Origin of the sequence: Alteromonas gracilis, from assembly GCF_036870955.2 — a bacterium.
GTDB lineage: Bacteria > Pseudomonadota > Gammaproteobacteria > Enterobacterales > Alteromonadaceae > Alteromonas > Alteromonas gracilis_A.
The window spans coordinates 2,741,142-2,766,490 of sequence record NZ_CP145482.2 but is presented as its reverse complement, the minus strand read 5'-3'; the positions used below and the strand labels follow the sequence as shown (position 1 = coordinate 2,766,490).

Genomic DNA, 25,349 nt, shown 5'->3' with positions numbered 1-25,349 from the left:
AAGCGAGGGCCTACCCAAATTTTTCCGATAGTGGGTGTTTGGCCTGTAGCATAAGGGGGGTCTCTAGTGTGTCGGAAACCTGAAGCGTTCCTTGTAAAGGATAACGGCTATCCACCGCTTTAAGGGTCAACTGCTGCCAATTTCCGTTTTGGGTTAACGTTGTTTTAATGCTCTGTGTGAAGGTAAGGGCACTACTGAGGTTTTCCAATTGTGTTACATGGTTGACTGGCATTTGACCGTATTGGGAAACCACCACATCTGCGCCAAGCAAGTTAGCCATATTGTGCGCTAAATGTTTTTGTACCGATTCACTTGCCAGCGTAAGCGTAATCAAAAATACCAGCAAAAGCCCTTGGATAAACTGAAGCAAGCGAAAATGAGAGGCCTTGTAGTCTTGTAGTAGCAAATGCCACATCAATGAGAAAACTGTTTTACGCACGATACACCTCGTTGTCTGTAACCCAAGCACAATGCCCATCCTGAAAATGAAGTTTATGGTTCGCTTTCTTAGCAAGGCTCTCTGAATGGGTGACCAGCACTAAACCTGCGCCGTTAGCATTGCAGCACTCGAAAAGTAATTTGGCGACCTCTTTAGCACTGACTGCGTCTAAGTTTCCCGTGGGTTCATCGGCAAAAATAAATTTAGGTGAGAAAACCAAGGCTCTGGCAATGGCAACGCGCTGTTGTTCTCCGCCGCTTAATTGAGACGGTTTGTGCTGAAGTCGGCCTCCCAAACCAACTTTTTCAAGCCACTGGCTTGCTGTGGATAGGGCATTTTTGCAACCGCGGAGTTTGAGCGGTAAGGCAACATTGTTAAGCGCGTCTAGCTCAGGTAACAAATGAAATTGTTGAAAAATAAACCCTATGTCGGAGCGAATAGCATTAACTTCTAGCGTTTTTTTTGCACTTAAGTATTTCACTGTGCCGCTACTTGGAGACTCGAGGCCTGATGCCAACATTAATAAGCTGGACTTGCCAGAGCCCGACGGGCCCGTGATGGCATAAGACTCTCCTTGATGAATACCAAAGCTTAGATCGTCAAATAGCACAATATTGCGATCGCCATTCTTAAATGATTGTGAGACTGATTGCAGCTCAATCACTGATTGTTGTGTTTGCCAACGTATCTGCTTGGGCATGGTGCTTACTCCTAGTTATGTTACTCCTCAACATAAAGAGGAAAGAGTGAAATGGATGTGAAAAGGACATGCTGTGTATTTCACATTTGCTTCACAGTAAGGCGGTTAACGTTGGAATATTGCCAACAAAACCATGGACATCATATGTTTAAGAACTTTACGCGTTCGCTAATTACCGTTGTTATCACGTGTTGTAGCCTTACTGGTTGCAATGTCTTTAATTCTCTTAGAATGATGCAAATTAATGACAATGTTGAACCTGTCATGACCGCAGAAGGACGCATTTCTCTTGAATCAAAATATGAAGGTGAAAAACCTTATATTTATGCGACTGTAAATGGGGAGAAGCTTTTGTTTCTTCTTGATACCGGTGCACGTTTCCTTATTTTGATGGATACACCAAACGTGAAGAAACTCAATCTACCAAGGGGCTTTGACCTAGCTCTCAGCGGGTGGGGCGAAGACGGCAACAGCCAAGCCTATCAAACTGACATTGCTCGAATCGACTTGGGCGGGGTTTATTTCGATGACATGAAAGCAGCGCTAATACCCGTGTCTCAAACGCATTATTATTTACGCGAAGATGAGGCTATATATGACGGTGTGATAGGGCACGACATGATGCGTCACTTTACATGGGAGTTCGACGCCAGTAAAAATGCAATTTATTTATCGCAGCAGCCATATTCGCCATCCCCTGACGCTACGCGTCTTCAGATGAGTTCGCTGTTTAACAAAATCTCTGTTGATGGTTCGCTTACATTTAATGACTCAGTGACGGTTAATGAGCCGTTTGTCATTGATACAGGTAGTCGTCATTACGTTAAGTTAAGCACTGCTTACATCACATCAAATGAAATCGAAATGTCATCTGCTCGCGTGCGCGCTGCCGATTTTGGATTAAGCGGTAAAGTAGAGCATGACAGGGTTACTTTACCCTCACTGTCGCTCGGCGATATTGAAATCGACAATGTGAAAGTTAATCTTATTCCAAGCGACGACGAAGATGACTGGTGGGTACTTGGTAATGCGTTAATGAATCAATTCAAAACGGTGATCGATTACAACAACGATGCATTTTATTTAGAGCCACAAGCCCCATTTGTTACAGACTACAACTTGCTCGGCTTAGAGTTACGCAAGATACGCAGTGGTGACTTTGTTGTGCGCTATGTGTTTCCAAATTTGCCTGCTAGCGAAGCTAATATTGAAGTAGGTGATATTGTCACGCATATTGACGGCGTAACCGCGACAAGTGTTTCGCTCAGTGAATACAATGATATTACCTCGATAAAGGGGGAGCATCGTATTTGTATACTAAGAGACAACGCTTGTTTTGACATTGCGGGTAAAGAGATTCCGGGCTATTCCTCGGTACAGTAATCCATTACGTTTTTTAGGACAGGTCACTTGATACAAAAAAGCCCCTCATAAAGGGGCTTTTAGTCAACCTAGAAAGGTTATTCGGCAGCGGCTTCGTCTTGCGCTGACTTTCCATTTAAGTGGACTGGCTCCGTTTGTACAGGTTTTGCCGATACTTTAGTCGTGCGAGAGATGATATCGCTCTTTCCAGTCACTAAATCTTCTAGTGTACCGTTTTCGGCATTTACCAATCCCACCTCTCTTAGCATTGAGTCGACTAGGGGCGCGTTGGCGCGATAATTAAGCGCAGCCTGCGTAACCTGGTCGGCCAAACCAGCGCCCGAAGTGGCTACAGAGTGTTCACCATTGCCTGATGCACCTTGACCAAAACCTTGTAAAATTTTAATGCCATCAATGTTTTCAATCGGTTTAACGGCTTGCGCTACAAGTTCAGGCAATACTTTCAGCATTGCAAGCGCTTTTTGTAGCTCAATTTGCTCAGTCTTAAGGGTGTTTTCTGCTTCATAAAGCGCTTGCTTACCTTGCGCTTCGACGGCTAATACTTTTTCGTCAGCATCAGCTTGCAGCATCTTGGCATCGGCGGCTGCCTTCGCCTCCGTAAGGATAGCCGCAGCAGAGTTTTCAGCAGCTTCTTTCTTGGCTTGCGCTTCAACAGTAATACCTACTGCTTCACGCTCGGCTTCTTTGCGCGCATCAATAACTTCGATTTGCTTTTTACGCTCAGCTTCAGCCACAGAGCGAGCTGTCTTAACGGCTTCTTCTTTTTCAACTTTTTGCTTCTCAGCGTCAGCAGCTTTTGCTCTTGCTGCCGATTCTTCTTCTGATTTAACAGCAACGGCAATCTGTTTCACTTGCTCAGACACTTCAACTTCTTGCTGTTGTCGAATGCGCGCTTGCTCTAGTGCCTGACGTTTTGCGATCTCTTGTGTTTCGATTTCACGAGACTTTTCGATTTCCGCAGCTTCAATTGCACGGTTCTTGGCAATTTCGGCTTCGCGTTCTTCGCGCTCTTTCATTTCACGCTGCTTTGCAATTTCTGCTTTCTGTTCTTGGCGTTTAAAGGCTAAAACCTGCTCTTGCGTAAGTCGGGCTTCTTCTTCATCGCGTTTTACCTCAAGAGATTGCTTTTCTGCAGCAAGGTTACGTTGTTCAATGAGAATGCGATTTTCTTGTTGAATATCGTTGGTTTCTTTACGCTTTTCTTCAATGATTTTGGCAAGACGAGCGCGACCTTCAGCATCAAATGCATTGTTCTCGTTAAAAAACTGTAGGTCGGTTTGGTCAAAACCTGTCAAGCTCACTGACTCAAGCTCTAGACCATTTTTTTCCAAATCGTTAGCGACACTTTGCTGTACTTTTTGTACAAAATCAGCGCGCTGCTCGTGCATTTCTGTCATGCTCATTTCCGCTGCTACCGCACGTAGCACGTCAACAAACTTCGACTCCATCAGCTTTTTCACTTCTTCAGCGCGCGTGGTTCTTGTACCAAGTGTTTGCGCGGCCATCGAAATGCCATTTGTGTTTGGCGCGACCCTTAGATAGAAGTCGGCTTTAACGTCGACGCGCATTCTATCTTTGGTAATAAGCGCATCTTTTTGAATTTTCTCCACTTCAATGCGAAGTGTATTCATATTGACGGGAATAATTTCATGTACCACAGGAAGCACTAACGCGCCTCCGTCCTTGATAACTTTTTCGCCACCTAACCCTGTTCTGACAAAGGCGGTTTCTTTAGTGGCTCGTTTATAGAGTTTGGCGAAAATAAGTCCAATGGCAATTAGACCAACGACAATGGCACCTAAACAATAAAGAGTATTGACGGCAAGTTAGACGCTTGAAGTGTATCCATACTTTTATCTCTTTTTTAAGTTATTGGTAGCGAGTAGCCAACCAGCTGCGTTCATTTTTCTGAACAAGAATGACACGCTCACCTTGAGCAAAAAGCTCCTTTTCTTCAAATGGCTCGACAAGCACAAAGTGAGGTTGTGAATAGTTATCGGTAAATTTTGCCTCAGCGGGGTTTCCTCGAGAAGCCCGGCCAATAGTAATTTCAGCCACTGCGCCAACAAACTCGTCACTGCTAATAGCACTGGACTCAATGGAGGGCAGTATGTGGGCAATGACTAACACAGTTTTGGCCGTGATAAATAAGCTTAGTAGCAAAGCCAATGGAACAGAGAGTAAGCCGGGTAGTGCTGAAGAGATGATAAGTGAGCTTACACCATTTAGTACAAAGCCTACTAAACTAAAGGTGGTCAACAACACAATAAGCCATACAAGAAATGGCACACGGTTTACGTTAAGCCAGCTTGCGAACTCAGACCCAAGTAAGCCATCGCTATCAATGTCGCCTAGGTCATCTCCCATACCCAATAAACTGATGCCAAACAACATGCTGACCAGTTCTAGTACAAGCACGACAAATACGGCACAAAGGGCTATGCTGAACCAAAAATTAGCGGGGGATAGAAGGATATCTGTCATTTACACCGTCCGTGATGAGTAACAATTAGTTTCTTTTATACCACAGACTCAAATTTAAGCTAGTGAATCCCTCTTGTACTTTAGGATAGATGCCAAAACGGTGTTATGTAAGCCCTGATCAATTTGCCTTAAAACTATGAGACTGAAGCAGTACATCGGTCGGCGTTACTTTCAGCACACTGCCTTGGTCGTACCAATCGCCTAAAACAATTCTGGTCGCTGTCTTACCATTGGCAGAAAGAGTATGTATGTTTGGGCGGTGTGTATGCCCGTGAATCATGCGCTGAACGCCCCATTTTTCAAGAACTTTGACTACCTCTTCAGGTGTAACGTCCATGATGTCTGGTTTCAGGTTTTTTTGATTTTTTTTGCTTTCGGCGCGCCCATTGTCGGCTACGCGTTGTCTGTACCACAACGGCAACGCTAGCATTAACCTAGGCCACCACCAACCGCGAGATTTCTTTCGAAACTTCTGATACGCCACGTCTTTAGTACACAGTTCATCACCATGTGTGAGTAATGTGGGCGTTCCGTATAAATCAATCACTTCTTGCTCGTTCAGTAGTGTCATACCTGCTTTGTCTAACCACGTATGGCGTATTGCAAAGTCGCGATTGCCGTGAATAAAATAAATAGGGCAGAGGGCACTGACCTTTTTAAATGCTGCGGCAATGGCAGTATTAAATGGCGTTACGTTATCATCACCAATCCATACTTCGAACAGATCGCCTAGCACATACAGCGCGTCTGCTTTTATAGCCTCTTCTTCTAAAAACCTCATTAAACATGATGTTATATCAGGTCGGTCGGCACTTAAGTGTAGATCAGCGATAAAATAGGTAAACGACATAGAGTTTCTTTTTGATGGTGCTGTTGCTTAAGACTAAAAAGCCGCATCATCTGATACGGCTTTACATATTTTCACGCAATAGTCAGTTATTCAGAGACAGTCGCTGACTCAATAACCACAGACTCTACAGGTACGTCTTGGTGATAGCCGTGATTGCCTGTTTTAACGGCTTTAATTTTCTCAACTACGTCCATACCTTCAACAACTTTACCAAAGGCACAGTATCCCCAGCCATTAACACTCTTGCCAGAATGGTTAAGGAAGTCGTTGTTATTTACGTTAATGAAGAACTGCGCCGTAGCTGAATGTGGATCTTGTGTACGCGCCATGGCAATCGTGCCTACTTCATTAGCAACGCCATTATCAGCTTCGTTTTCGATAGGATCTTTAGTGTCTTTTTGCTCCATATCAGGAGTGAAACCACCACCTTGGATCATGAAGTTGTTGATAACACGGTGAAAAATAGTGTTATCGAAAAAACCGTCTTCTACATAAGAAATAAAGTTAGCAACGGTTTTAGGTGCTTTGTCTTCGAAAAGCTCAAGTTTGATGTCACCAAAGTTTGTTTTTAGTGTAACCATTGTGCATTGTCCTGTGTGTTACTGGAAAAATATGAATCGTAAAAGTGGGTATATAGTAGCGCAAATCCAAGCCTAAAAGCGAGGTTAGCAGTAAAAGGCTTGCCATTTGCAATACCAATTAAACATCGACAGTGCTAAACTTTGCGCCCCAAAACGACATATACAGGAAATATAGACATGCTACATCTTTACAATACCCGAACCCGTGAAAAAGCGAAGTTTGTTCCGCTTGAAGAAGGGAAAGTGGGTTTGTATGTGTGTGGTATCACTGTATACGACCTCAGCCACATGGGCCATGCAAGAACCTATCTGAGTTTTGATGTCCTAGTTCGCTATTTGCGCCATTTAGGTTATGACGTGAAGTATGTGCGCAATATCACCGATATTGATGACAAAATTATTGCTCGTGCCAATGAAAACGGTGAAAGCTTTGAAGCTTTAACCCAACGCACGATTGGTATGATGCACGAAGATTTTGCCGCCATTAACCTTGTTGAGCCAGATGTAGAGCCTACAGTTAGCGGCCATATGGACGAGATCATTGAACTCATCGCTCGCCTTGTTGATAAGGGCTATGCATACCAGGCACAAAGTGGCGACGTATTGTTTGATGTTAGTAAATTCGATGATTATGGAAAACTCAGCAAGCAGGACTTGGAGCAGCTGAAATCTGGTGCGCGTGTTGAAGTTGCTGCCGGAAAGGACGACCCACTCGATTTCGTGTTATGGAAATCAACTAAGCCAGGAGAGCCTGCATGGGCATCGCCATGGGGTGAAGGCCGACCAGGTTGGCACATTGAGTGTTCTGCAATGAACCATAAGCACTTGGGCGCGCATTTTGATATTCACGGTGGCGGCTCAGATTTGACATTTCCACACCATGAAAACGAAGTTGCACAGTCGTGCTGCGCCTACGATACACCTTACGTAAACGTGTGGATGCACACGGGTATGGTACAAGTTAACGATGAGAAGATGTCAAAGTCATTGGGCAACTTCTTTACACTGCGTGATGTGTTAAAAGAGCACGATTCAGAAACCCTGCGTTTCTTTCTAATGTCTGCACATTACCGTAGCCAGCTAAGTTACTCGCAAGACAACATAACGCAGGCAAAAGCTGCTCTTGAGCGTTTGTATACTGCATTGCGAGGGGTTGAAATAGACCAAGGTACGGACTTATCGCACGGCGGTTACTTGGCGCGCTTCCAAGCTGCAATGGACGACGATTTAAATGTTCCTGAAGCGTTTTCGGTGCTGTTTGATGTAGCGCGAGAACTGAACCGTCAAAAAGACAATGTGGATGAAGCAGGTAAGCTAGGTGCTGTACTTAAAGGGCTAGGCGCTATACTAGGTATGCTGCAAAGTGATCCAGATGCATTCTTAAAAGGTGGTGAAGGCAACGACGACGAAGTGGCTGAAATAGAGGCGCTAATCAAACAGCGCAACGACGCGCGTGCCGCTAAAGACTGGGCTGCTGCAGATGCTGCGCGTGATGCGTTAACGGCTAAAGGCGTGGTACTTGAAGACGGCCCAAGCGGAACCACATGGCGTAAAGCTTAATTCCGTCAGTTAACGCTGAACCAATCTACTATTTAAAAAAGCCCACAAGTTGTGGGCTTTTTTATGTTTATTGCTTGAGGTAATTGGTGTTTGTTCAGTCTCTAACGCTTCGTTATAGGTAGATGTATACCCGCCATCATGCATCGTACTGAGCCTCCAGCCATCTCTATGGTAGGGACAGAGATAGGCAACAGCGTTAAATCAGCAGGTAATGCAGCACGTTGATGTTCACACAGCGACGCATATGCTGTTGTAGAGATTACTAAAAAGCGTTCATTGCGGTAGTTTACGAGTTCAAGGCAATTTCCTGCAAACGCGTTTACCTGTGTTTCGTCAATAAATACGAGGTTTTTCCCCGTTTCTTCTAAGGTGGATAGCACCCTGGGTTTATCTTCTGAAGAAATCATGTCACTGGCAACAATGGCAAAGTCACTGCCAACGCACATCATCACATTGGTGTGATAAACCTAAGCACTCCCTCTTTGTTGAACGCATTAAAGAAAACGGGAGTCACCTTAATTGCGCTACACGCTTTTTCTATTGCTTGTTGGTTTGCCCTTTGTGATAAGCACACATAGGCTAACTTATGGGCATGGTCAATGACCATAGCGCCAGTTCCCTCAGCAAATAACCCTTCTTTTTCGCACTCAGAAAGGTCAATGTGCTGTGTTACCTGAAAGTGGCTTTCCAGGTAGTTCACAATATCATTTCTGCGCTCAGCTCTGCGGTTTTCACAAAACATGGGGTAGGTAACAAGCATGCCGCAGGGGTGTGTGCTTAACCAATTGTTTGGAAAAACGGCGTCAGGTGTATTTTTGTCGATCGCGTCAAATACGCTTACCGTTATGTCGTTAGCATCGAGTACCTTAACCATTGTGTCAAACTCTGCCAATGCTTGTTTGGCAAGGGCGTTTTGTTCAGTTTGTGTTAGCGGCAAAGCGTGTTGAAACGTATTGTCGTGGGCTGTTTGTTCGTTGGGGCGAAAGGCAAGAGGACGCACCATAAGCACATGTTGAGGTGTGTTTAGCGGCGCATTTGAATGTTGAATAGCTGACATAGTACATCTCAGAAGTAAGTAAAAATTTAAGCTGAGGATTAGCACATATCTACCTGTGCGTTGGGTATAACTTTCTTCCCATCAAACGTTAAGTAAAAAACGACTGTGCAGGTGATACGTTGTTTCCTCTATTTTAAAACTGCGTTGTTCAAACCACTATTTACAAGGTGCTACAATATGAGCTTTAATTTGAGTAATATGCTCAAATTTATTGTCAATATGCTTTATTTTTGTTCTCTGTGCTTTTGTATGATTAATCCATGAAGTGCCCAGAGCCTTTAAGCTTTAAAAAATTGCAGACAACACAGTGTGTCTATTGGAGGTTGTGTGTTTGTTGACTTAGATACCAAAGACCGAGCGCTACTCGATATTTTGAAGCGTGATGCTCGCACGCCCGTTACTGTGCTTGCCGAAATACTGTCGCTATCGCGTAACACCGTGCAAAAGCGCATAGACAGGTTGGTGAATACAGGGGTAATAGAGGCGTTTACCATACGCGTAAATGAACAGCTTCAGCCCGATAAAATAAAAGCGCTAATGTCGGTCGAATTAGAAGGGTTAAGTACAACCCAACTTATCAGCAAGCTAAGACGGGTAAGCGGTGTAGAGCGACTTCATACAACAAATGGCAATTGGGACTTACTCATCGTTATTGTCGCAGATAGCTTGGCGCATCTTGACGATATATTGAAGTCAGTACGTGCGATAAAAGGAGTGCTTAACAGCGAAACCAGCATTATATTATCGACAACACAGCGATGAATAAAGTGTACAGGAAGGTTGATACTCGTTAGCTAATATCAGGCTTATCCACGGGCATAGCAGACTCTTTCTCCATCAAGTGAGACTTCCATCGCTGCTGTGCAATATGTGCTTTAACTAGCTCCAAGCATTCGTTAACTACGCTTAATACCTCTTTATCAAGTGCATCTGCTGTTGGGGTGTAATCACGCATTCCAACAGAAATAAAGTGGTCAATACGCTCAGAATCTAAGTCGCTAAGCAAGTTAACTAATGAGGCCGTAACAATATCAGTAACAGACTCTTCAAGTGTATTTTCGATGGTCCGGCCTATTACAGGTAGGTAATTGAGTGTGGAGACTTGGGCGTTACTTCTTACCGCTTTTCCTACGCTGTTTCTCACATGCTCTTTTATTGCTTCGCCGTGCTCATCACTGCTTATTGCAGTGCCTAAATGATTCACAACACCTGCAAGCCATTGTGTAATGACAGGGCGTCGGGGTGCCAATACTTGCTCGTTGATATCATCAAGTAGCGGTGAACCTAAGCAGAAATGTCTTTTTGTGCATCACTCAATACCTTCACTACGATGCGGTCGCTAAGCTCTTCGACAAATACGTCGGCATAAAATGCAAAGAAGCGAAAAATAGCGGTCTGATTTAAATCGATAATTTTGTATTTATGAAGCCTATGCAGAATGGAGAATATCCGCAAAAAGCGAAACAAACGCGTAGCACCAGTAGGAATTAAGCCAACTAAGTCATACCAGTGAAGGAACGGGAAGAAGTACCAGCGCAAGTGTTCTTTGCGGATGATAGCGACAGCCCACCTAACACAGAACTCGGTGAAGAAAATACCAATGAAGACTAAGTCAACAAACAAAAAATTGTGATGTATGGGGTCGTAGGCGGTAATAAGCGCGGGAAAGTATGTACCAAGTTGTCCGTATATAAAGTCGGTGGCATAGAGCGAATCGAAAATAAGCCACGCCAGGTTGATAAAAAGTACACCTAGCATGACCAAGTCCAAAATTAACCAAAGGGTTTCATGGCTGTTGCGCAAATTTTCTCGGTTAATCTTTAGCATGTCCGTATTCCGTCTTTATTAAGCGTGGGTAGCTTAGCCAGATGAGCTCAACCGTGTTACGTCAACATACAGCTTGAGCTTTTGGCCAGGTTGTAAATAACGCTTGGTATTAAGGCCATTCCACTTTCCTATATCAGCAACCTTAACGTTAAATTTACTTGCAATGCGTGAGAGAGAATCGCCACTTCGAACCGTATACGTGAGCTGCTTTGTGATGCCAGCGTCGCTTTTACCCTCTAGCCATATGACAAGCGACTTACCTAGCTTTAGCGTGTCGCCAGGTGCCATTCCGTTCCATTTCGCTAACTGTTTGGTAGACACCTTGTATTTACGGGCGATATCCCAAAGCGTATCACCAGCTTTCACAGTGTGGCGAACTTTTTGTTTTGACGATGCACGGTTTTGAAGGCTTGCAAGGCGCTGCTCTTTTGAAAGAGAGTAGGAATCAAGTTCTTGCAATGCAACAGGAACCATGATGGCTTGCCCTACGCGGATCATTGAACCGTCTAATTCATTGACCTGTTTTATGACATTAACGGTGGTGTGATACTTGTTGGCAATCTTTATTAAACTATCACCAGACTTTACCTTGTGACGCACCCAGTTAAGTCGCTCTTTCTGATCGATTTGGGCAAGTGCTTGAGAAAACGTTGACGCTTTATCAATAGGCAATACTAGCCTGTGTGGACCGTCAGGCGATGTCGCCCAGCGATTAAAACCAGGGTTTAAGCCGTGGAGCTCTTTTAACGTGATACCAGCGAGGTCTGCCGCAAATGCCAAATCAACTTGAGAACCGATATCAACCACGTCAATTACCGCAACGTTCTCCACTTCTGGCCAAGCAAACGCATATTCATCTTTGTTTTTCAAAATATCAGCAAGCGCTAAAAGTTTAGGAACGTAAGCGCGGGTTTCTCTAGGTAGGCTCAAATTCCAAAAGTCGGTAGGCTTGCCTTTGCGTTTGTTGCTTTTAATAGCGCGCATAACACGGCCTTCACCACTATTATACGCGGCAAGGGCATGCAGCCAATCGCCGTCAAACATGTTGTTGAGGTATGTTAAATAATCAAGTGCGCCTTGTGTTGAAGCAACAACATCGCGTCGTCCGTCGTACCACCATGTTTGTGGCATGCCAAAGCGTTTGCCAGTGGCGGGAACAAACTGCCACATGCCTGCAGCGCGCCCGTGTGAATAAGCGAACGGATCAAATGCGCTTTCTACAATGGGAAGCAGTACGAGCTCCATTGGCATATCGCGCTTTTCTATTTCCTCAACAATATAGTACAGGAAAGGCTTGGCTCTCTTTACAACTCTCGCCATGTATTCAGGGTGTTTCAAATACCATGACTTTTGCGCGTTGATACGCGGGTCATCGGGCACTGCAAGGGCAAACTCTTTGCTTGCACGTTCCCATACGTCGGTAATTACCGCTTCAGCCTCTGTTTCTTGAGTAATGACTGTATCGACAATCTCTTCAAGCACATCATCATTCGGATGAATAACGTCAATAACACCGTCACGAGCTAGTTCACAATCGGCAATAGCCTCGTTATTTTTATGCAGCTCATCACAGGCTTCAATTACAGTGTTTTCGTCATTTTCCAACTGTGTATTGTCGGTATTATTACTGGTTAGCTGGCAACCAGTTAAACCTAATGCCAATATTAATGGCGAAAGCGGGTAAAACGTCCACTTCATAAATGAAGACACCTCTTGAAACACTGCAAACCCGTTATTTTACGATAATCAGCGTGCTTTTGCATCAAAACTCATCTTTCCAGCGACGAACAGCAGCGAACACGGCCACATCGTCAACTAGGGTGTTTTTACAGTAAGCTTCTGCAGCGGTTTTTATTCTGGGTTCATGGGCACGCAGAAAGGGGTTTATTTCTTTCTGCTCTTTGAGCGTGCTGGGTAGCGTGGGCGTGTTAGCGGTTCGCATTTCGTCCACCCATTTTGAATATTGTTGCAGCGCGAGGTTGTTTGGCTCTACCGTCAGCGCAAAGGCTACATTGGCCTGCGTATATTCATGGGTACAGTAAATCTTTGTGCTATCTGGCAACCGTTTTATTTTATTCAACGAATGGTGCATCTGCTCGGGAGAACCTTCAAACAGTCTGCCACACCCTGCAGAGAATAGGGTATCGCCGCAGAAGATAATACCATGGCCCAGGAATGCGATATGGTCAAGAGTGTGTCCCGGTACTTCCATTACTTGAAGAGACATATTTAAAACAGGTAATGCGACCGTGTCACCTTGTGAGACTGATTTTGTCAGACCCCTAATGTGTCCGCCTCTAGGTCCAATAACGGTGAGTTCTGGATGTGCTGATACCAGTTTTGCAATTCCCCCCGTGTGATCTCTGTGATGATGCGTAATAAGCACGGCAGATAACGCTAGCCCTTTGGCTTTTAAATAGTCCAATACAGGTTGTGCATCACCCGGGTCGACGACAATGGCATGACTTTGGTCGTGCACACACCAAATGTAGTTATCGGTAAACGCGGGTATGGGAAAAATCGTCAAACCATGGGGAAGGGTATCTGTGTGCATTGTGTACCTGCTTGTGTAGGTAGAATTATGCGTTACTATAAGAGCTTGTTAACAACAGAGCAACAGGTGTGCGCGCTTAGTGATAATCAAGTCGGCGTTTAAAGGCAAACCCATAAGATACCCCACGCAGTGGGAAGATTTCCCTGCGGGAGAGCATATCCAGCAAGCGGTCGCTCAGGTTTGTAATGACTATGCTGAGCGTGTCTTTGGATATCACTTCGCAAAGATTGGCTCTCTCAGTTCAGCAATAAAACTGGATAGAAGTCCAATTCGTCATCAAATTAACCACACTCCATTCTGTATTGATGCAGATGGAGGTATTTCAGGCAACGAATTCGATGATGAGAGTTATGTAGTCGGACAATCCCACTGTTTGCCTTTTGCTGAAAACAGTATTGACGGCTTTTTGTTAGCAAACGAACTGGATTTTGCGCAAGACCCCCACGAAATTCTGCGTGAAGTCGATAGAGTCATTACACAAAGCGGTTATGTCATTATCAGTGGTTTTAACCCGCTCAGCCTAGCTGGTATTGCAAAATTTTTGCTTAGGTGAAGCGCAATAACGTACTACACGATGCCCGTTTTTTTACCAGCTATCGCATTAAAGATTGGCTTCAATTATTAGGTTTCGAGATTGTAGAGCAGCGACAAGTGATGTTTTCTACGCTCTTTTTTCAGCAAAAATGGCAAGGCGCTGCTAAGCTTCAGCAATACTTATCGGCCTATTTGCCATGGTGTAGTGCGGTCTATGTGATTTTGGCGAAAAAGCGCGTGTTCCCTATGACCGTAATTAAGCCAAAACGAAAGCTGAAACCGAGATTTTCAGCGGTGGGCGCCAGTGCCTGTACCTCTTCACAAAGCAGGTCTGCAAAAGGGCTTTAAGTGTATTTACCTTTTTGATGTTACTCATTATCAAAAAGGCATTTGCAAATATAAAAAATCATGCCTAATTCACACGTTGGATATGTCACTAAGTGGCCGACGTTTGAGATATTTACATGTTTGCCCTTGGAGCTTGTTATGCAGTTTTTGCGTCAATTTAAAATTAAGTACCGCCTGTGGAGTATTTTGATTATTTCAATGTTCGCGTTCGTGGTGATTATGCTCACCTCAATGGGACAGCTTGAAAGCAGTATGTATGGGGCCAAGAATGAAAAGAACCAAAACCTTTCTGAAGTGGCGCATAGCGTATTTACCTATTTTTATGAGCTTGAAAGGTCGGGTGAACTTACAAGAGAACAAGCCCAACAAATGGCAAAAGCTGCTGTAAAAAAGTTGCGCTACGATAACACCAATTACTTTTGGATCAGTGACTACAATTCCTATGTAGTTATGCACCCCCTCAAGCCCGAATTAGATGGTACAGACGTTTCGGGCTTTGAAGATTCTCTCGGTACCAATATTTACGTAGAGTTTGCGCGCATTGGCAGAACGGTGGGAGAGGGAACGTTTGAATACTACTTTATAAAGCCGGGTGGAACTGAACCGCTACCTAAATTCTCTTATCTTAAAGCCTTTAAACCGTGGGAATGGGTAATTGGAACAGGGGCGTATGTAGACGATGTTCAGGAAGAATACTGGGCGGAGCTAACAAAAAATATTGTGTTGCTATTACTCATATTAGGTGTAGTTGGCGCTTTGGTTTTTCTCGTTATTCGCTCGATAACACTGCCCATCGCGCACATCAACGATGCGCTTATTGATATTGCTAGTGGCAGTGGTGATTTAAGGGCTAAATTGGTGGATGATGGTGGCGATGAAATGTCTACCTTCGCACAAAACTTTAACGTGTTTGTAAGTAAAGTTCGCGACGCCGTCGTAGCGGTTGACGGCTCGGCCGAGGATCTTGCCTGTGCGGCGTCAGAACTAAAATCTACCAGTCGCGAAAGCAAAACTGCAACCGAAGAGCAAAACAATGAAATTACCATGATTGCTTCAGCGGTTAACGAACTAGCCTACTCTCTTGAAGAGGTATCAACAGGCGCCGAGCAAGTGGCAAGCATTGTCTCTGAGGTAGAAAACGATGCCAACGCTGGGGTTAACCAAATAACACAAGCGGTCAATACACTGTCTACTTTAAATAGTGAGATTGAAAATGCAGTGGCAGTTATCAATAACTTGGCCCTTGATACAGACTCGATAGAAAATGTAGTGAACGTTATTGGTGCCATTGCTGAGCAAACAAATTTACTTGCACTTAACGCTGCTATTGAAGCGGCACGCGCTTATGAGCAGGGTAGGGGCTTTGCCGTTGTTGCCGACGAGGTTAGAACGCTAGCCGGACGCACGCAAACCTCTACGGCAGAAATTAATGACATGATAACTAAGCTACAAGAGAGCGCAAAACGTGCGGTGGCTTCAATTCAATCTAGCCAGTCAAAAATGAACGATAGTATGGAGATTTCGTCAGGGGTGAAAGAAGCCTTCAGCACAATTTCACAATCCGTCAATCAACTGGTATCGCTTGGGCATCAAAACGCCGCTGCGGTGTCTGAGCAAAGTACAACGGTAAATGACATCAACCGCAATATCGATAAAATTCAAAATGTGTCACAGCGCACAGAAGCACTGGCGGGCAATGTGGCACAAAACGGTGAGAGGGTTGCGTCAATTAGCACAGATATCGAATCGAAACTAATGGCATTTACGCGCTAAACAGCTACAAACATAATCTGAAGACAATAAAAAAGCCATGTGCGCGTTATGCGCTACATGGCTTTTTTTGTACGGGTTTGGGCGTTACTTAACGCGCATACCTGGTTTAGCGCCTTCGTGAGGCTCTAGAATATAGAGTTCGTCGCCGCCTGGGCCTGCCGCTAACACCATACCTTCACTCATTCCGAAACGCATTTTGCGCGGCGCAAGGTTTGCCAACATTACCGTGTGTTTACCGATTAGGGCTTCAGGCGAGTAGGCCGACTTAATACCGGCAAAAACTTGCTTAGTTTCGCCGCCTAAATCTAGCTCTAAACGAAGAAGTTTGTCAGCTTTTTCAACGTGCTCGGCCTTGGCAATACGCGCTATACGCAAATCTACTTTGGCAAACTCGTCAAACGAGATAGTGTCGCTGATAGGATCTTTACCTAGCGGGCTGTCTGGGTCGATAGCTGGTGCTGCTGGCGCTAGGCTCTCTTTTGAATCTTCAACCATGGCGTCTATTTTCTCCATTTCTACACGCTGCATCATCGGCTTGAATTTATTGATGGCGTGGCCTTTCAATAGGGTTTGCAGTGAATTCCAGTCGAACGAGTCGTTTAAGAACTCTTCGGCTTTTTGTGCAAGCACAGGAAGCACTGGCTTTAAGTAAATAACCAATAGACGGAACATGTTAATACCGAGCGAGCACACATCATGAGTGAACTGCTGCTTGGTTTCGTCTTTAATGGTTACCCATGGTGCGTTGTTGTCGATAAACTGGTTCGCTTTATCGGCAAGGGCCATAATTTCGCGCACGGCTTGGTGATACTTACGCTTCTCAAATAGCGCGGCAATGCTGTCTGACGCGTTTTGGAATTCTGCAATTAGCTCTGGCTCTATCACGTTGTCTGATAGCTTGCCGTCAAAACGTTTTGTGATAAAGCTTGCACAGCGGCTAGCGATGTTTACCACTTTTCCTACTAAGTCTGAATTCACTTTTTGCGCAAAATCAGTAAAGTTAAGGTCGATGTCGGTCACGCCATCACCTAACTTAGACGCAAAGTAGTAACGCAGATATTCTGGGTTAAGGTGGTCTAGGTAAGTACGGCCTTTAATAAACGTACCGCGCGATTTTGACATTTTCGCGCCATTTACCGTTACAAAACCGTGAATGTTAACGCCAGTAGGCTTACGGTATCCCGCACCTTCAAGCATTGCAGGCCAGAATAGGCAGTGGAAATACGTAATATCTTTACCAATAAAGTGGTAAAGCTCAGCGTCTGAGTCGGCTTTCCAAAAGTCGTCGAATTCTAGATTGTTTTTGTCGCAGAAATTTTTGAAACTTGCCATGTAGCCAACAGGTGCATCTACCCACACGTAGAAGAACTTGTTAGGCGCACCTGGAATTTCAAAACCGAAATACGGCGCGTCACGGCTGATGTCCCACTGTTGAAGACCTTCAGTGAACCACTCTTGTAGTTTATTTGCCATTTCTTCTTGAAGAGCGCCAGAACGGATCCATTCTTTTAACATGCCTTCAAACTTTGGCAGGTCGAAAAAGAAGTGCTCAGACTCTTTAAGTACCGGGGTTGCACCAGATACTACGCTGCGCGGATTCTTTACTTCAGTCGGGCTATACGTAGCACCACACACATCACAGCTATCGCCGTTTTGGTCTTCTGCGCCACAACTTGGGCATGTGCCTTTTACGAAACGATCTGGCAGAAACATTTCTTTTTCAGGGTCGAACAGCTGATTAATGGTGCGTTTGCTAATGTACCCTGCGTTATCTAAACGCGTGTAAATTTCTTCACACAACGCCTTGTTTTCTGGCGAATGAGTAACATAGTAGTTGTCGTAATCAACGTGAAAATCAACAAGGTCTTGGTGATGTTCAGCACGCGTTCTTGCCACCATTTCTTCAGGTGTAATGCCAAGTTCTTGGGCTTTAAGCATCACCGGTGTGCCGTGTGCATCATCGGCACAAACACTGTAACATTCGTTTCCGCGAAGGCGCTGAAAACGAGTCCAGATATCGGTTTGAATATGTTCTAGCAAATGTCCTAAATGAATAGAGCCATTTGCGTATGGCAACGCACTGGTTACCAGAATTCGGCGTTTTTCTGACATAATGACGTTATTGATTCTTTGCGTTTCAAAATGGCTGCAAATACTAGCGGAAAACCGCGTTTTTTGCATTACGTAATTCACACAATTCTACTACTAGTAAGGCATTTTATGTTCTTTTCTCGCAAAGCAGAGCCTTTACCACAAAAAGTTGCTGCTATTTTGGCCACGTATTTATCATTAGACATAGAGAATACCTTGCCGTGGTGCGCTTACAGCCAGCCTGAAAATGAAGATGCGGGTATCACTGTTACTCTGCCGTTTTGTATCGCCACACAGCTAGACGTAATGAAAAAAGAAGTCCTCAAGCAGCTAAAGGGTAAGCTTGATGAGGTCTCGCTCACCTTCAAACAACGTGTTGTCAGCGGTGAAACTAAGGTTGCGCCCGTTACCAATATTAAAAACATCATTGCTGTAGCCTCGGGCAAAGGTGGGGTAGGTAAGTCTACTACCAGTATTAATCTTGCATTTGCTCTTATGCAGGAAGGCGCAAAAGTCGGTATTTTAGACGCAGACATTTATGGGCCATCTATTCCCATTATGCTCGGTAACCCCGACGCGCATCCAGAAAGCGAAGACAACAAGCATATGCAACCACTGAAATCGCATGGTTTGGTGGCCAACTCTATCGGTTACCTAGTGCCTCAGGAAGATGCAGCGGTGTGGCGAGGACCTATGGCGAGTAGAGCACTTAAACAGTTGTTAGACGAAACCTTATGGCCAGTACTTGATTACTTAATCGTGGATATGCCACCGGGTACGGGTGATATCCAGTTGACTATGGCACAGCAGGTGCCCCTAACGGCATCTATTGTGGTTACCACGCCGCAAGATTTAGCGCTCGCCGACGCCCAAAAAGGGATAAGCATGTTTGAAAAGGTTAATGTGCCTGTACTTGGGCTTATTGAGAATATGAGTTATTACCAATGCCGAGCCTGCGGCACTAAAGACTATGTGTTTGCTAAAGACGGTGGTGAGGCGTTGGCAGAACGCCATGGCTTACCGCTTTTAGGTCAGCTACCTCTTGATATTCATATACGAGAGCATGGCGACGCTGGGACACCGCTTTTGATTAGCACACCCGATAGTCCGTTGAGCGAAAGTTATCGAGAAGCGGCACGCGCGTTATCAATGCAGCTTGCGCTGTCAGTTGAGCCAAGACGTGCTGGTGTAAAACACATCAAAGGTGACCCAATTGGGTTTGTGGGTAAGTCAGATTAATCATCATTTTGCTAAATAGTTAATCAATTAACCGAATAATTGAGCAAAAGCAGGCAAAACCTGTATTTGCGCAGTTGATTGGGGCTCTTGAGATACGCATAATAGCCGCCTACGAAATAGAGGACTACACCATGCGTTTGTGCGACCGCGATATCTATCAATACCTGCAAGATGGCAAAATTAATATTGAGCCTGCGCCAAGCTATGATCAAATTAGCGGAGTTACCGTTGATATTCGCCTTGGCAATAAGTTTCGCGTGTTTGAAGATCACCAAGCGCCGTTTATTGACTTAAGCGGCCCCAAAGCGCAAGTGCAAGAAGCGCTCGATCAGGTAATGAGTGACGAAATTGAGTTGGAAGAAGGCAAGGCCTTTTTCTTACACCCTGGTGAACTTGCCCTCGCAATTACTCATGAGTCTGTGACGTTACCCGATAACATTGTTGGTTGGTTAGATGGGCGCTCATCACTTGCTCGTCTTGGTCTTATGGTGCATGTGACTGCACACCGTATCGATCCAGGCTGGTCAGGTAACATCGTATTAGAGTTCTACAACAGTGGGAAGTTACCGCTTGCGCTTCGCCCAAAAATGAAAATAGGCGCCTTGAGTTTTGAAGTTTTATCGGCACCTGCTGAAAAACCCTACAACGCTCGCGTTGATGCCAAATACAAAGGCCAAGCTGGCGCAGTAGCAAGCCGTATTTCATCGGATGACGAGAACAAATAAATTTCCAATTGCCTAGTGCGTTTTCCTTTCATTACTGGTAGAAAATATAAGTTAAAACAATAACAACTTATAAACGCTATCAGTAAAGGGAAGCGCGATGCATTCATCCCCTCAAACGCCAATCGATAAGGCGCCTAAACCACCCACACGCAAAAACAGCATTATCTTGTTTGCATTTGTTATTGCGGTGCTCAGTGCCTTAGCACTATGGGCAGTCGGTCAGCCCAGCGACATTTTCTTTACGGCTGCTATCACGCTATTTGTTGCCGTGCTGTGGGTCACAGAAGCACTGCCTATTCCAGCAACATCGTTACTACCGTTTGCACTATTTCCCTTGTTTGGCGTGCTTTCACATAGCGAAGCCGCCTCCTCATTAGGTAGCCACGTCATCGTATTGCTGATGGCTGCATTTATGCTTTCTAAAGCCCTTGAAAGAGCAAATCTTCATAAACGTTTTGCTATTTATATGCTGCGCTTAACCGGGAGCGGAAGCCCGTTAAAGCTGGTGCTTGGGTTCATGATAACCACTGCCGTTTTAAGTATGTGGATTAGCAATACAGCGACAATTTTAATGATGCTGCCTATGGCCATTGCCATAATTAATGCTGTAGATAACCCAAGGTTTGGCGTTGCACTCATTCTAGGTATTGCTTATTCAGCAAGTTTGGGAGGGGTAGGCACTCCCATTGGTACACCACCCAATATCATTTTTATGAGTGTTTACGAGGAAACACAGAGTGTTGAATACAGTTTTATTGAATGGATGAAAACCGGTGTGCCTATTGTTTTAGTGGGTGTACCTATAATGGCGCTGTGGCTTTCAAGAGGCATAAAGCAGGTAGGTACTATTAATTTGCCAGTGCCCGGAACCTGGAGCGTTGCAGAAAAACGTGTACTGATGATTTTTGGTACGGTTGCAATGGCGTGGATTTTCCGGCCGTTCTGGACGGCATGGATTGATGTTTCTACTATCAGCGACAGTACAATTGCCGTGGCTGGTGTTGCCGCTATGTTTTTAACGAACAGTGGCAACGACAAGGGGCACGTTGACGGCAAAGGTAATAACGATAAGCTACTCGATTGGAAAACGGCAAACGATATTCCATGGGGCATGCTATTGTTATTTGCTGGAGGCATCTGTATAGCAAAAGCGTTCACGGCATCAGGGCTAAGTGTTCTGATGGGAACTTGGCTGACTGGCCTGTCTACATTACCTGTTATCTTATTGGTACTTGGTATATGCCTGTTTGTAACATTCTTGACCGAAATTACGTCAAACACCGCTACATCCACACTCTTAATGCCGATACTAGCCGCCGCAGGTTTGGCGGTAGGTGTAGATCCTAAATTGCTGATGATCCCTGCGGCCATTAGCGCAAGCTGCGCGTTTATGTTACCCGTTGCTACCGCACCTAATGCCATTGCGTATTCAACTGATAAATTTGATATCAAAACCATGGCAAGAGAAGGCATTGTACTGAATATATTGGTCGCGCTGGTGGTAACGGGCGTGTGTTACCTTACGTTGGCATAGGCATTCACAGGGGCTCAAGGGCAATGTTATTAAAAGCCGTTCAGCGGTGTTTAGAGGGGGACACGCCCATCTCGCGTTTAAAGGCTTTTGAAAATGATGCCTCGCTCTCGTAGCCATACTTATTGGCAATGGTAATAATGGGGGCGGCGGTGGATTTTAGGTCGTTACTTGCACATCGCAAACGCCACTGGGTGAGGTATTTCATGGGAGTAATACCTAGCAAAGTCTTTGAACTTGGCCGCATAGTTCGACTTTGACATATTCGCAATCGTAGCAAGTTTGTCTATGCTCCAGTTTTTCTCAGGCGAGCCGTGCAGTACTTCAAGGCTATTGGCAATAGCGGGGTGAAACATAGCGCCAGCGGTTGATGAGTGTTCCTTCATCAAATGCTTCACGATAAATAACAGTGTAATTTCAGCTATTTTATTAAGAATAACTGACGAAGTGATAACCTCGTCTGAAGCCTCTAATGACGCACTAATGAGCAGCTGCAAACTCTCGTGAAGTACATTACTGCCCTCTGCATCTTTCTTTATTACCCAATACTCAGGTAATTCTTTTGCAATTACGCGCATTAAAGGGTGTTGGTATTCAAAGTAGCCACAAAGCAATACCGCGCTTTCTTCGGCAATGTCTTCGCCAACGGGTACAGACACAATTGATGTGTTTCTTTTTGTGTCGTGTTTGTTTGGGCTTAAAAAGTGAGGGCTATCGAGCGGTAACAACACCACATCACCTTTATTCAACACAATGACACTACCGTCGGGTTGGTGCAAGAAACACCTAGCCGTGAGTAATGGCGTGAAAATTAATAAACCCACTGCCTACGGTATCCACTTGCCAATTGCCGCAATACTGGCCGTTGTGAAACACATTTGCAGTTATTTGAAGTCTATCAAAAAGTAGTTCTACATTACTCATGGCGTTTGGGACAAGAATTTAAGTGTTTGGAACATGTTTGAATAAGACCTTACCACGTAGTATTTCATTCGAATTTTTTTTGCAACTGTGTTTAACTGCATAACATATTGAGAGGGTGGGGTATGAAATCATTTTTAAAGAGCAGTGTATTGGCGGTATCACTTATTGCCAGTGGTGCAGCGTGGGCTAGGTGTAGATACCGAAACAGATGAAAACGGCGTTATTTTAGCGGGGCACGATGCAGTTGCTTACTTTACACAGGGCAAACCTGTGCTAGGCAAAGCAAATTTTACTGCTGTTCACAATGACGCTATCTATCGTTTTTCATCTGAGGAAAACCGAGACATGTTTGTCAGCAACCCTGACAAATATGCGCTTAAGCATATGGCGGATTCTGTGCTTATGGTGCAACGTTCGGTAAGAAGTTTGAAATTAACGGTAAGGCATTTGAAATTGTAGATGGTGTGCTTTACGTTAATAAAGACGAAAACGTGTATAAAGCATGGGCAAAGAGCATTCCTACCCACATTGATGAGGCTGACCAAGAGTGGCCAAAAATCAAAGATGTAAGTGCTAACGCGCTGTAAACTGCACAATTAAAACGTATTTTGATTACCAAATAATCGTTTAAGCGGTTATTTGGTTTTTTACATTGCAAAGTATTTGAAATTAAGTAGACTTACTCGCTCTTTCGGTCGGTGTGTAGCGCAGCCTGGTAGCGCACTGTCATGGGGTGTCAGGGGTCGGAGGTTCAAATCCTCTCACACCGACCAATTCCTTACCCCGCTTGACTTCTAGCCTGTACGGCAATATAACTCTTATCCATAGCAAATCAGCAGGTTCACAAAAAGGCCCGCTTTTCGGTCCACATTAAAGGATTTTATATGGATACTAAAAACCTCAAAAAACCTCAAAGAGTCCCCTACAGGTGTTTGGCTGTATCGTCGTAGGGTACCTAAAGCCAAGGCGAACGGTACGGAAAACATGTTTACCTACGCGGCGGATCCTGAAAACAATACCTTTAAGAGCGATAAGGCACATGAGGAAGCCTATAAAGCTGTCTTTACTGGTAACGTTCCCGATGAATACAAAATATCTATATCCGAATTATTCGACGATTGGCTAAAGGCCAACAAAGACAAGAAACCGCAAAAGTATATAAGTACGGTTACGACCACTAAGACTAAACTTATCGACTACCTAGAAGCTGACGACTACCCGGGGAACATATCGCCCGGTATAGCTCAAATGTTTATAGACACGTTACTTAATGAAGGTCGTTCGCAAGCCACTGTAGTTCACTATAAGTCTAAAATCGCTGAGGTATGGCGTTGGGGATTAGCCCGGGAAAAGTTCGACGGGTCTAACGTATGGAAAGACGCAAAGGTAGAACCCTCGTTAACCAAGAGCGAACCCGAACACTTTAGGATCCTAACTAACGATGAAGGAAAGGCATTACTAGAGCAAACAACCTTAAAAACGTTAAAGACCGATACATACCCTTACGCTTACGCCACGTATTACCTAATGCGATTACTACCGTTCCTTGGGTGCCGCCTTAGCGAATTAGCTTTAGCCAAGCGTGAACAGGTCCTAAAGAAAGACGGTAGATACCTTATCGAGATACGAAAGGGTAAGACGGGTAACGCGAAAAGAGTGTTACCAGTAAGCCCTATCATAGAACCTTTATTAGAAGACGCCTTAAAGCGGTCTGAGGGGGATATTCAGTTATTCCCTGAGGTACGCAACGAAACCCACGTTAATAGTATTTCTAGCCGTATAAGTAAAATAACGGGTACCTTTAGTAAGGTCGAAGGGTATAAGGCTAGTATCCATAGTCTAAGGAAAAACTTTTCGACTGCCTTAGAGGAAATAGGGTGCCCCGAACACCTTGCGGCTATCCTTGCGGGCCATAAGAGGTTATCCCTTACGTATGACCTTTACAGTCAGTATAAGCACACGGGGGAGCTATGGCCCTACATAGAGAAGGTACACAAAGCTAAGGTTTTGGGACCTTGGGTTAGATAATAAAAAAGGCCACATGGATGCGGCCTTTAGTCAAGAATTGTTGCTAATTAAGCAGCTTTCTTTTTGTAACTTGCTTTGATAATACTCATATTTGTTTCGATCACATCAAGACATTTATGAGCTTGCTTTATAATGAACTGCTTTCTTTCCGTTGTAAGCTTAGTATTTTTCATGTTTGTAACTCCTGCAAGAGTGAAAATTTTAAATATGGTTGCCTTAATGGAACTCTTATTATTAATTTAAACAAAATTAATGTTTTCTAGATCAGCAATTGACCTATCCAGTAATTCTTGGTCGTCTTTTCTCACGGCTATAGCTATTTGACGCATAAAAAGGGCTGCTTGAGCCGCATTCATAGCTATCCTTTTTTCACTGTATTCATCATCAGCTAACTCATCCATTAGTGCAGCAAGCATGGTTGCCGCTTTAGCTATCTCTGATACAGAAGGATCATGATCTTGTAGATCCTTTATTGATAAACTCATTGACAACGCAAGAAATTCGTTTGCAACTCGGAATAACCGTTGATAAAGATCCCTGATATCCAAATCCATTACTGAAACTACTCCTTAAAAATCCGGACGCGCATTCTCCCAGAGCAGCTTCAATATGTCAATCTACATCGTATACTATTTAGCCTACACTACTATTGTTCTTTAGGCCAATCTACTTTTTAGGATGTCTTAATTCGAACTTACGATTAAGGATGCTTGTACATCCT

22 protein-coding genes, 1 tRNA gene and 3 pseudogenes are annotated in these 25,349 nt (G+C 44.4%); 11 read left to right on the top strand and 15 right to left on the bottom strand.

The features are described from left to right. Positions 1-10: 10 nt before the first annotated feature. Both V6N89_RS13380 and V6N89_RS13375 read right to left on the bottom strand, forming a co-directional pair. Positions 11-439, bottom strand: a complete 429-nt coding sequence (locus V6N89_RS13380; RefSeq protein WP_346992802.1) for a hypothetical protein — start codon at positions 437-439, stop codon at positions 11-13. After that, positions 432-1,139, bottom strand: coding sequence for an ABC transporter ATP-binding protein (locus V6N89_RS13375; RefSeq protein ID WP_338518014.1), 708 nt, complete (start codon positions 1,137-1,139; stop codon positions 432-434). The genes V6N89_RS13380 and V6N89_RS13375 overlap by 8 nt, the downstream gene beginning before the upstream one ends. Positions 1,140-1,283: 144 nt before the next feature. Here V6N89_RS13375 and V6N89_RS13370 point away from each other — a divergent pair, with 144 nt between their 5' ends. Continuing rightward, a complete protein-coding gene (locus tag V6N89_RS13370) occupies positions 1,284-2,522 on the top strand; it encodes an aspartyl protease family protein (RefSeq protein WP_346992801.1) in 1,239 nt (412 codons plus the stop codon). Positions 2,523-2,599: 77 nt separating this feature from the next. Here the strand turns inward: V6N89_RS13370 and V6N89_RS13365 are convergent, their stop codons facing one another. The 4 genes from V6N89_RS13365 to V6N89_RS13350 all read right to left on the bottom strand — a co-directional run bounded on the left by V6N89_RS13365 (position 2,600) and on the right by V6N89_RS13350 (position 6,437). Next, positions 2,600-4,315 carry a flotillin family protein gene (locus V6N89_RS13365; RefSeq protein WP_346993807.1) on the bottom strand — a complete coding sequence of 572 codons (1,716 nt, stop codon included), beginning with the start codon at positions 4,313-4,315 and terminating at the stop codon, positions 2,600-2,602. A gap of 76 nt (positions 4,316-4,391) precedes the next feature. Beyond that, the gene (locus V6N89_RS13360; RefSeq protein ID WP_338518011.1) at positions 4,392-5,006 is read right to left on the bottom strand and encodes an OB-fold-containig protein; all 615 of its coding nucleotides are present in this window, start codon (positions 5,004-5,006) and stop codon (positions 4,392-4,394) included. A 118-nt stretch (positions 5,007-5,124) separates the two neighbouring features. Continuing rightward, a complete protein-coding gene (lpxH, locus tag V6N89_RS13355) occupies positions 5,125-5,856 on the bottom strand; it encodes a UDP-2,3-diacylglucosamine diphosphatase (protein ID WP_338518010.1) in 732 nt (243 codons plus the stop codon). A gap of 86 nt (positions 5,857-5,942) precedes the next feature. Beyond that, positions 5,943-6,437: a peptidylprolyl isomerase gene (locus V6N89_RS13350; protein ID WP_338518009.1), complete on the bottom strand. Its 495-nt coding sequence runs from the start codon at positions 6,435-6,437 to the stop codon at positions 5,943-5,945. 177 nt (positions 6,438-6,614) lie between these two features. On the opposite strand from V6N89_RS13350, the gene cysS reads away from it, so the two are divergent. Beyond that, complete coding sequence (gene cysS / locus V6N89_RS13345; RefSeq protein ID WP_338518008.1) at positions 6,615-7,997, top strand: cysteine--tRNA ligase; 1,383 nt, start codon at positions 6,615-6,617, stop codon at positions 7,995-7,997. 101 nt (positions 7,998-8,098) lie between these two features. On the opposite strand, the gene V6N89_RS13340 is transcribed toward cysS, so the two are convergent. Both V6N89_RS13340 and V6N89_RS13335 read right to left on the bottom strand, forming a co-directional pair. After that, on the bottom strand, positions 8,099-8,446 hold the full coding sequence (locus tag V6N89_RS13340; RefSeq protein ID WP_338520271.1) for an arginine deiminase-related protein: 348 nt from the start codon (positions 8,444-8,446) through the stop codon (positions 8,099-8,101). After that, a complete protein-coding gene (locus V6N89_RS13335; RefSeq protein ID WP_338518007.1) occupies positions 8,446-9,054 on the bottom strand; it encodes an arginine deiminase-related protein in 609 nt (202 codons plus the stop codon). Before V6N89_RS13335 ends, V6N89_RS13340 begins: the two co-directional genes overlap by 1 nt. Positions 9,055-9,381: 327 nt before the next feature. Between V6N89_RS13335 and V6N89_RS13330 the strand changes: the two genes are divergently transcribed. Then, positions 9,382-9,816: an Lrp/AsnC family transcriptional regulator gene (locus V6N89_RS13330; RefSeq protein WP_338518006.1), complete on the top strand. Its 435-nt coding sequence runs from the start codon at positions 9,382-9,384 to the stop codon at positions 9,814-9,816. 28 nt (positions 9,817-9,844) lie between these two features. Here the strand turns inward: V6N89_RS13330 and V6N89_RS13325 are convergent. The 3 genes and pseudogenes from V6N89_RS13325 to gloB all read right to left on the bottom strand — a co-directional run bounded on the left by V6N89_RS13325 (position 9,845) and on the right by gloB (position 13,435). Further along, positions 9,845-10,881, bottom strand: a pseudogene (locus tag V6N89_RS13325) (ion transporter). Positions 10,882-10,914: 33 nt separating this feature from the next. Continuing rightward, on the bottom strand, positions 10,915-12,579 hold the full coding sequence (locus V6N89_RS13320) for a lytic transglycosylase (RefSeq protein ID WP_338518005.1): 1,665 nt from the start codon (positions 12,577-12,579) through the stop codon (positions 10,915-10,917). Between the two features lie 64 nt (positions 12,580-12,643). Continuing rightward, the gene (gloB, locus tag V6N89_RS13315; RefSeq protein ID WP_338518004.1) at positions 12,644-13,435 is read right to left on the bottom strand and encodes a hydroxyacylglutathione hydrolase; all 792 of its coding nucleotides are present in this window, start codon (positions 13,433-13,435) and stop codon (positions 12,644-12,646) included. A gap of 85 nt (positions 13,436-13,520) precedes the next feature. Between gloB and V6N89_RS13310 the strand changes: the two are divergent. Beyond that, positions 13,521-14,317: pseudogene (locus V6N89_RS13310) on the top strand (class I SAM-dependent methyltransferase). Positions 14,318-14,455: 138 nt separating this feature from the next. After that, a complete protein-coding gene (locus V6N89_RS13305) occupies positions 14,456-16,090 on the top strand; it encodes a methyl-accepting chemotaxis protein (RefSeq protein ID WP_346992800.1) in 1,635 nt (544 codons plus the stop codon). Between the two features lie 84 nt (positions 16,091-16,174). On the opposite strand, the gene metG is transcribed toward V6N89_RS13305, so the two are convergent. Beyond that, on the bottom strand, positions 16,175-18,202 hold the full coding sequence (metG, locus tag V6N89_RS13300; RefSeq protein ID WP_346992799.1) for a methionine--tRNA ligase: 2,028 nt from the start codon (positions 18,200-18,202) through the stop codon (positions 16,175-16,177). A gap of 108 nt (positions 18,203-18,310) precedes the next feature. Between metG and apbC the strand changes: the two genes are divergently transcribed. The 3 genes from apbC to V6N89_RS13285 all read left to right on the top strand — a co-directional run bounded on the left by apbC (position 18,311) and on the right by V6N89_RS13285 (position 21,679). After that, entirely contained in the window at positions 18,311-19,420 is a 1,110-nt protein-coding gene (apbC, locus tag V6N89_RS13295; RefSeq protein WP_338518000.1) for an iron-sulfur cluster carrier protein ApbC, read from the top strand. Positions 19,421-19,551: 131 nt separating this feature from the next. Next, entirely contained in the window at positions 19,552-20,145 is a 594-nt protein-coding gene (gene dcd / locus V6N89_RS13290; protein ID WP_338517998.1) for a dCTP deaminase, read from the top strand. Positions 20,146-20,242: 97 nt separating this feature from the next. Beyond that, complete coding sequence (locus V6N89_RS13285) at positions 20,243-21,679, top strand: SLC13 family permease (protein WP_338517996.1); 1,437 nt, start codon at positions 20,243-20,245, stop codon at positions 21,677-21,679. 40 nt (positions 21,680-21,719) lie between these two features. Here the strand turns inward: V6N89_RS13285 and V6N89_RS13280 are convergent, their stop codons facing one another. Beyond that, positions 21,720-21,884 carry a helix-turn-helix transcriptional regulator gene (locus V6N89_RS13280; protein WP_338517995.1) on the bottom strand — a complete coding sequence of 55 codons (165 nt, stop codon included), beginning with the start codon at positions 21,882-21,884 and terminating at the stop codon, positions 21,720-21,722. After that, entirely contained in the window at positions 21,844-22,500 is a 657-nt protein-coding gene (locus tag V6N89_RS13275) for a cupin domain-containing protein (protein ID WP_346992798.1), read from the bottom strand. The genes V6N89_RS13280 and V6N89_RS13275 overlap by 41 nt, the downstream gene beginning before the upstream one ends. A gap of 222 nt (positions 22,501-22,722) precedes the next feature. Here V6N89_RS13275 and V6N89_RS13270 point away from each other — a divergent pair. From V6N89_RS13270 to V6N89_RS13260, 3 genes and pseudogenes are all read left to right on the top strand, one after another. After that, positions 22,723-23,187, top strand: a pseudogene (locus tag V6N89_RS13270) (YHS domain-containing (seleno)protein). A 109-nt stretch (positions 23,188-23,296) separates the two neighbouring features. Beyond that, positions 23,297-23,373: transfer RNA gene (locus V6N89_RS13265), tRNA-Pro, on the top strand. A 211-nt stretch (positions 23,374-23,584) separates the two neighbouring features. Beyond that, positions 23,585-24,628, top strand: coding sequence for a tyrosine-type recombinase/integrase (locus V6N89_RS13260; protein WP_338517993.1), 1,044 nt, complete (start codon positions 23,585-23,587; stop codon positions 24,626-24,628). A gap of 239 nt (positions 24,629-24,867) precedes the next feature. On the opposite strand, the gene V6N89_RS13255 is transcribed toward V6N89_RS13260, so the two are convergent. Then, a complete protein-coding gene (locus V6N89_RS13255; protein WP_338517991.1) occupies positions 24,868-25,182 on the bottom strand; it encodes a hypothetical protein in 315 nt (104 codons plus the stop codon). Positions 25,183-25,349: the final 167 nt, after the last annotated feature.